Origin of the sequence: Streptomyces sp. (genome assembly GCF_036566765.1) — a bacterium.
Classification (GTDB): Bacteria; Actinomycetota; Actinomycetes; order Streptomycetales; family Streptomycetaceae; genus Streptomyces.
On record NZ_DATCVQ010000767.1, the window covers coordinates 21,089 to 27,732 of the forward strand.

Below are 6,644 nucleotides of genomic sequence, written 5' to 3' on the forward strand. Positions count from 1 at the left end.
ACGCCCGCGTCGCCACGAACCCACGGCCGCGTCAGCGCCCGCCGGCGACCCGCAGCACCGTCCCGCTCGTGTAGGAGGCGTCCGCCGACAGCAGCCAGGCGATGGCGGCGGCGATCTCCGCGGGCTGCCCCGGCCGCCCCAGCGGGGTGAAGGCCGCCGACTTCGCGGCCCGGTCGGGGTCGCCCATGGCCGCGTGCATGTCGGTCTCGATCGTGCCGGGAGCGACCGCGTTGACCCGGATGCCGGCCGGCCCGAGCTCCTTGGCCAGGCCGACGGTCAGGGCGTCGGTGGCCGCCTTGCTCGCCGCGTAGTGCACGTACTCGCCGGGGCTGCCGAGCGTGGCGGCGGCGGACGACACGTTGACGATGGCGCCGGCGCCGTGCGCCGCCATGTCGCGGGCCGCCCTGCGGCAACACAGCAGGTACCCGAGCAGGTTGACCTCGACGACACGGCGGAGGTCCTCGGTGCGGGCGTCGACGAGCGAGCCGAGCGGCCCGGTCACCCCGGCATTGTTGACCAGGCCGGTGACCGGCCCGAGTTCGCCGGCGGTGTCGAACAGCCGCTCCACGTCCTTCTCGTCGGACGTGTCGACGCGGACGGCGACGCAGCGGGCGCCCGCCGCGCGGACCGCGGCCGCCGTGGCCTCTGCGGCCGCGTCGTCGCGTACGTACCCGAGGACCAGGTCATGGCCTTCGGTCGCCAGCCGGACGCAGGTCGCGGCGCCGATGCCGCGGCTGCCTCCGGTGACGATGGTGATGGGACGGGTGATCGGGCTGGTCACCTGGTGGGTGGCCTGGCCGGTGACCGAACCGCTGATCGGACGGGACACGTTGTTCTCCCCTGGATCGTGCGTGTGGGGTGGCGTCCGTGCGGGGGCGCCGTGCGCTCAGCGCTTGAGGTCGTGCGCGAGTGCCGCGTAAATGTACTCGCTGCCCCAGCGCTCGCCGTCGAGGTCGTTCTCCACCAGATGCGCCTCGCGCCGCATGCCGAGCCGCTCACACAGCTTCACCGAGCCGGTGTTCTCCACGTCGAGCCGGGCGAAGATCCGGTGGGCGCCGAGGTCGTCGAACGCGGCCGCGGCAACGGCCCGAGCGGCTTCGGTGGCGTACCCCCGGCCCTCGTGCGCCGGGTGGAAGACCCAGCCGATCTCGGCCTGGTGGGCGTACGCGCTGGACAGCTTGACGACGACCTCGCCGATCACGCCGGGCTCGTCGGCGCGGCAGACCGCGAGGACGAGTTCGTCACCGTCCTCGGCCCAGCCGGTCGGGGCGGAGATCTGCTCGATGACCTCCGCGCAGCGCTCGCGGGTCCGCGGCGGCCGGTACAGGTAGCGGGCGACGCTCTCGAGACCCTGGTACGCGTGCATGTCGTCGATGTCGTCGGCGGTGAACAGGCGGAGGATCAGCCGTTCGGTGGTGACGGGCAGCGTGATGAGGTCCATGTGCGCTCCTGGGGTCGTGGTTCGCGCACGAGGTTATGCGCGATCTTCACCCCCGGGCACCCGGAATCCGGCCGGGCGCTGCGGACCCGGCCGGATCTCGGCGGTTCCTGTTCGCGCGTCAGTCCTCGTCCCGGGGCTGCGCGGCCCCGACCGTCACCGAGTTGCGGAGCCGGTTGCCGAAGTAGTCGACGGGCCCCGGGTCGACGCCGAACGCCTCCGGGTCGAGGCCGGCCGGCACGTCACCCTTGCAGCGCGGCCTGAGGTTCCCGGCGCCGGCGCTGTCGGTGACCGGGGTGGCCATGCCCCGCAGACACGGATCCTCGTTGGAGCCGGTCGGCTCCCCGCCGAGGAATTCCTGGCGCGACGCGGCACGCCAGTCCTTCAGGGTCGTGTAGCGCTTCTCGCCCCACTGCAGGGCCCAACCGTCGGTGCTGTAGTAGTCGTTGCCCTGGAGGCGCAGCGTGGCGGGGTTGTACGACGACTCCGCGTCGACGAGGGGGCCGCCGTCGGTGGCGAGGATGTTGTTGTGGACGCGGACGCCCCGCATGCCGTCGCGCAGCCGGAGCGCCGGCGGCCGTTCTCCGTCGAGGCTCGCGGTCCGCATCAGGACCGTGTTGTGGTAGATGTCCAGGTTCCTCATGCGGGTGCCGTAGGCGACGATGCCGCCGTACTCGGGCAGCTTGCGCGAGTCGTCCCAGCTCATGTTGAAGCGCACGACGTTGTTCTTGTGCGCGCCGGTCGGCTGTCCCGAGTAGACGAGGAAGCCTGGCCCGTCGTTCCCGTACGCGAGGTTGTACTGCATGACGGAGAACGACACGTTGTTGTCGAGGCCGAAGCCTCCGCCGTCGACCCGGGAGCCCGTGCGGTTGCGGTACGACTTGTTGTTCTCCAGGACGACGCGGGTGGAGTCGTACACCCAGACGCCCTCGGGGCCCTCGACGGCGTCGACGGCGGACTTCGCGCCGTTGTCGTGCGACACCGAGCGCATGACCTTCGCGTCCTGGACGCTGCCGAGCGCGATGCCGCTGCCGGTGTTGCGCTCGTCGCTCTTCGGGTCGCCAGTGTTGGCGTACGCCTTCACCCGCTCGATCCGCAGCCCTTCGTGCGCGTATGTGGGGCGGGCGGCCTCGAAGTCGGGCCCGTAGAAGGCGATCCCGGCCTCGAGGTTGTGGTGTACGGAGGCGTCGGTGATCCGCACGTCGCTGAATCCGGCGGCCGAGTCCTTGTCCGCGCCGACGCTGATTCCGTTCTCGAAGCCGCTCGCCTCCACATTGGAGATCCGGACGTGGCCGAGCCGTTCGGCGTCCGGGAGGCTGTTGTGGAAGGCGATGCCGTCGGCCTCGCGCATCGCCGCGCGGTCGCCGACGAGCGACAGGTTCCGGATCTCGACTCCGGCGGTGTTGCGCACGGTGATGCCGGAGGTGCCGCGGGGCGCGATCGTCGCGCGGCCGGTCCCGTACGAGTCGATGACGACGGGTTTCGCCGCGCGGCCCGCCTCGCCCTTCTCCAGGGTGAGGCTGCCGCGGAACCGCTTGCCGCCCTCGAGCCGGAGCCGGTCGCCGGGCTTGAGGTGCACGTCGTTCGCGTGGGCGAGGGTACGCCAGGGCTTGTCCGGCGACATACCGTCGTTCTTGTCGTCGCCGTCGGGGCTCACATAGAACGTGAACGGGCCTCCGGAGACGGGGCGGGCCGGCCGGTAGACCCCCGGCACGTCGCATCCTGTCAGCAGCAGAAGCACCGCGGCCGAGACTCCCGCGGCGGTCCTCGTCGTACGGCTCCGCTTCACCGCGTTCACTGCGCACCCCTTAGGAACGTTCCCGTGCCGCATCAAGCACACAACGCAACAGACTGCCAGAAAAGGCGTATAAGAAACGCCGACGGCGGCGCGGCATCCGAGTCACGTGCGCACCGCCATCCGCACCGGTGATCCACTCGGCACGGCAGGGCCGGCCGCGAGGCGACCGCCGTTGGCGATCACCGGCCGGGGCGAAGGGAATCGCGTCAACTCCGTTTGACGAGCGGGAATCCGACTGCCGACCGGGCCTACGATCAGGTGAACATGACGGCTGCAGCTCAACCGCGACTGATCCCCCGCGCGTCCAGCCGGGGGCGCCGCTGCCGCGACGCGTAGATCCCATATCGGGGGATATGACCGTATTGCCTGTTCTGTGGTTAAGGTGTCCGGCATGACTGAGGGGCTGGAAATTCACGGGGTGCGGGCGGTGCCCGAAGGCATGGTGTGGGTTCCGGGAGGGACCTTCGCCATGGGCAGCGAGGCCTTTCATCCGGAGGAACGGCCCGTGCGGCCGGTCTCCGTCGCAGGCTTCTTCATGGACATCAGGCCGGTGACGAACGCCGAGTACGCGGCCTTCGTCCTGGCCACCGGTCACCTCACCGCCGCCGAACGGCCCTCGGCGCGGGGCGTCCCGTCCCGGGTCCCTGGCTCGTTCGTCTTCCGGCCGACGGACGGACCGGTGCCGCTCGAGGACCGGAACCGGTGGTGGGCGTACGTCCCCGGGGCCGACTGGCGTCACCCGCAGGGCCCCGCCTCCACGCTGGAGGACCGCGCCGACCATCCGGTCACCCATGTCGCCTACACGGACGCGACCGCGTACGCGGCCTGGGCCGGCAAGCAGCTGCCCACCGAGGCGGAGTGGGAGTTCGCGGCCCGGGGCAGCCTGGCCGGCGTCGCGTACCCCTGGGGCGACGAGCTCGCCCCGCACGGCCGCCGGATGGCCAACACCTGGCACGGCGACTTCCCCTGGCGGCGCAACACGCCACCCGGCACCTCCCCCGTCGGCGCGTACGACCGCAACGGCCTCGGACTGCACGACATGGTCGGCAACGTCTGGGAGTGGACCGCGGATCCCGCGTCCGCGGAGCTCGCGGCCGGCTCCGCGCACCCCTGCCGGGTGCCGGACGCCGACCGGACGACGGACGCCGGTGCACAACGGGTGGTCAAGGGCGGTTCGCATCTGTGCGCCCCGCGTTCGTGCCATCACTTCCGCCCGGCCGCCCGTGTCGCGGAGCCGGAGGCGACCGCGGCCTGCCACCTGGGCTTCCGCTGCGTCAGCCGTTGAGCGGACGAACCGTGTCGTCGGGAAGGAACGCGTTCGGGATGTCCCGAGCGTCGACGCGCACCGCTTCCAGGACCGGGGCGAGCTGGGCGCGGAGGGTCCCGGCGCGGGGCGTCAGCGAGCCGTCGAAGGCCGCCGAGCCGATGGTGAAGGCGTCCGCTCCGGCGGCGGCGAGCGCACGGACGCGGTCGATGCTCGCGATGGAGCCCGCCACGACCAGTCGGCCCTCGGTGGCCCGGCGGGCGGCCCGGACCAGGTCCAGCGGGTCCGCGTCGGTGGCCCGGTAGGCCAGCAGGTCCACGCCCGCGCAGCCGACCGCCTCGGCGCGCCGGCAGTCCGCGGCGATCCGGTCGGGGCTGCCCGCGAGCCGGGTCGGGTGGCCGACGGGCTCTCCGGCGAACGGCAGGTAGTCGATGCCGGTACCGCGCAGCAGGGGCAGGGTGTCCTCGATCCAGGTGCCGCCGAGCAGTTGGTCGACGCCGAGCTCGACGGCGGTCCGGACGGACTCGAGGGCCTGCTCGCGGTCGGTGCTGACGACTTCGAGGCAGCTCGTCGCACCGAGCGCACCGATGAAGGTGTTCAGGCGGCCGAGGGTGGCCCGGTCTACTCCGACATCCTTGAAGCCGATGTGCGTGAGGCCGAGATCGGCTATCTCTTCGAGGACGTCGAGGCAGTCGGTGACGGTTCGGTCGGCGCGGGTGAGCATGAAGATGAAGTCCACGGTGGCGTGGTTCCTTTCAGGGGCGCGCGGGGCCGGCGAGTGCGTCGGCGTGGCGCAGCGCGGTGAGCAGGGCGGCGTGGTCGGCGGCGCCGGTTCCGGCGAGGTCGAAGGCGGTGCCGTGGTCGACGCTCGTGCGGACGAACGGCAGGCCGATGGTGATGTTGACGCCGTGCTGAAGTCCCAGGTACTTGACCGGGATCAGGCCCTGGTCGTGGTACTGCGCGACGACGGCGTCGAACTCGCCCGTGCGGGCGCGCAGGAAGACGGTGTCGGCGGGCAGCGGCCCGTCGGCGTGGATGCCCTCGGCGCGGGCGGCGGCGACGGCGGGGGCGATGACGTCGAGGTCCTCGCGGCCGAACAGGCCGTTCTCCCCGGCGTGCGGATTGAGGCCGGCGACGGCGATGCGTGGGGCGGGCAGGCCGCCGCGGCGCAGAGTACGGTCGGTGAGTCGGATGATGTCGAGTTCGCGGTCCGGCGTGAGCGACTCGATGGCGCTGCGCAGGGACTGGTGGACGGTCACGAGGACGACCCGCAGCTCGTCGGTGGCCATCATCATGGCGTAGTCGGCGGTGCCGGAGAGCTCGGCGAGGATCTCGGTGTGGCCGGGGTGCGGGATCCCGGCGAGGCGCAGGGCCTCCTTGTTGATCGGCGCGGTCGCCATGGCCCGTACTGCTCCGCTCAGCGCGAGCTCCACCGCGCGCCGCACGTACCGGTACGAGGCGTCGCCCGCGCGGGCGTCGACGACGCCCCACGGCAGGTCGGCGGGCAGCTCGCCCTCGACGAGGACGTCGACGGCGCCGGGGGCGTACGCCGCCTCGTCGAGCGTGGCGATCGGGCGGACGGCGAGCCCGCTGCGGACGACGCGCTCGGCGTGGGCGAGGACGCCCGGGTCGCCGATCACGACGACGGGGACGGCCGTACGGGTGGGGTCGGCGCAGGCCTTGAGCACGATCTCGGGGCCGATGCCGCAGGGGTCCCCCATCGTGAGGGCGATCGGCTTCATGACGGGTCCCCCGCGCCGAGGGTGAGCCGGCAGAGCCGTACGAGCGTGTCGTCGTCGCCGAAGCCGCCGGCCTTGACCAGGACGGGCAGCGGTGCGGCGCCGCCGAGCAGGGTTCCGCGGGCGACGCCGGGCTCGGGTTCGTCGACGAGGTCGAGGCCGGTGCCGTCGAGCGCGTGGAGCACGGTGGCTGCCGTCTCGCCGCCGGTGAGGACGAGCGCGTCCACGACGCCTTCCGCGGCCAGGGTCCGTACGGCGACGGCCATGGCGTCGGCGACGGCGCGGGCGGTCGTGAAGGGGATGCGGTCGTCGGGGGTGCCGAGGGTGAGGACGGGGGCGGTGCGGCGGCGCAGCGCGGCGGCGGTCTCGGCCGGGCCGGGGCCCGCGGTGACGCCGTCGGCGTCC

The 6,644-nt window shown here is 72.7% G+C and carries 7 protein-coding genes; 1 reads left to right on the forward strand and 6 read right to left on the reverse strand.

Annotation, left to right across the window (positions count from 1 at the left end):
* Nucleotides 1–31 precede the first annotated feature (31 nt).
* The 3 genes from VIU94_RS44495 to VIU94_RS44505 all read right to left on the reverse strand — a co-directional run bounded on the left by VIU94_RS44495 (nucleotide 32) and on the right by VIU94_RS44505 (nucleotide 3,236).
* Complete coding sequence (locus tag VIU94_RS44495) at nucleotides 32–769, reverse strand: SDR family NAD(P)-dependent oxidoreductase (RefSeq protein ID WP_331921437.1); 738 nt, start codon at nucleotides 767–769, stop codon at nucleotides 32–34.
* 117 nt (nucleotides 770–886) lie between these two features.
* Complete coding sequence (locus VIU94_RS44500) at nucleotides 887–1,441, reverse strand: GNAT family N-acetyltransferase (protein WP_331921425.1); 555 nt, start codon at nucleotides 1,439–1,441, stop codon at nucleotides 887–889.
* A 118-nt stretch (nucleotides 1,442–1,559) separates the two neighbouring features.
* Complete coding sequence (locus tag VIU94_RS44505; RefSeq protein WP_331921427.1) at nucleotides 1,560–3,236, reverse strand: right-handed parallel beta-helix repeat-containing protein; 1,677 nt, start codon at nucleotides 3,234–3,236, stop codon at nucleotides 1,560–1,562.
* 391 nt (nucleotides 3,237–3,627) lie between these two features.
* Here VIU94_RS44505 and VIU94_RS44510 point away from each other — a divergent pair, with 391 nt between their 5' ends.
* Nucleotides 3,628–4,521: a formylglycine-generating enzyme family protein gene (locus tag VIU94_RS44510; RefSeq protein WP_331921429.1), complete on the forward strand. Its 894-nt coding sequence runs from the start codon at nucleotides 3,628–3,630 to the stop codon at nucleotides 4,519–4,521.
* Here VIU94_RS44510 and VIU94_RS44515 read toward each other — a convergent pair.
* The 3 genes from VIU94_RS44515 to VIU94_RS44525 form a co-directional block, all read right to left on the reverse strand.
* Nucleotides 4,511–5,239, reverse strand: coding sequence for a HisA/HisF-related TIM barrel protein (locus VIU94_RS44515; RefSeq protein ID WP_331921431.1), 729 nt, complete (start codon nucleotides 5,237–5,239; stop codon nucleotides 4,511–4,513). The two genes, VIU94_RS44510 and VIU94_RS44515, sit on opposite strands and share 11 nt — an antisense overlap.
* Nucleotides 5,240–5,255: 16 nt before the next feature.
* Complete coding sequence (pdxA, locus tag VIU94_RS44520) at nucleotides 5,256–6,242, reverse strand: 4-hydroxythreonine-4-phosphate dehydrogenase PdxA (protein ID WP_331921433.1); 987 nt, start codon at nucleotides 6,240–6,242, stop codon at nucleotides 5,256–5,258.
* Nucleotides 6,239–6,644: nucleotide-binding domain containing protein (locus tag VIU94_RS44525; protein ID WP_331921435.1), on the reverse strand; the 406-nt coding region annotated here is incomplete at its 5' end. The genes pdxA and VIU94_RS44525, both read right to left, overlap by 4 nt.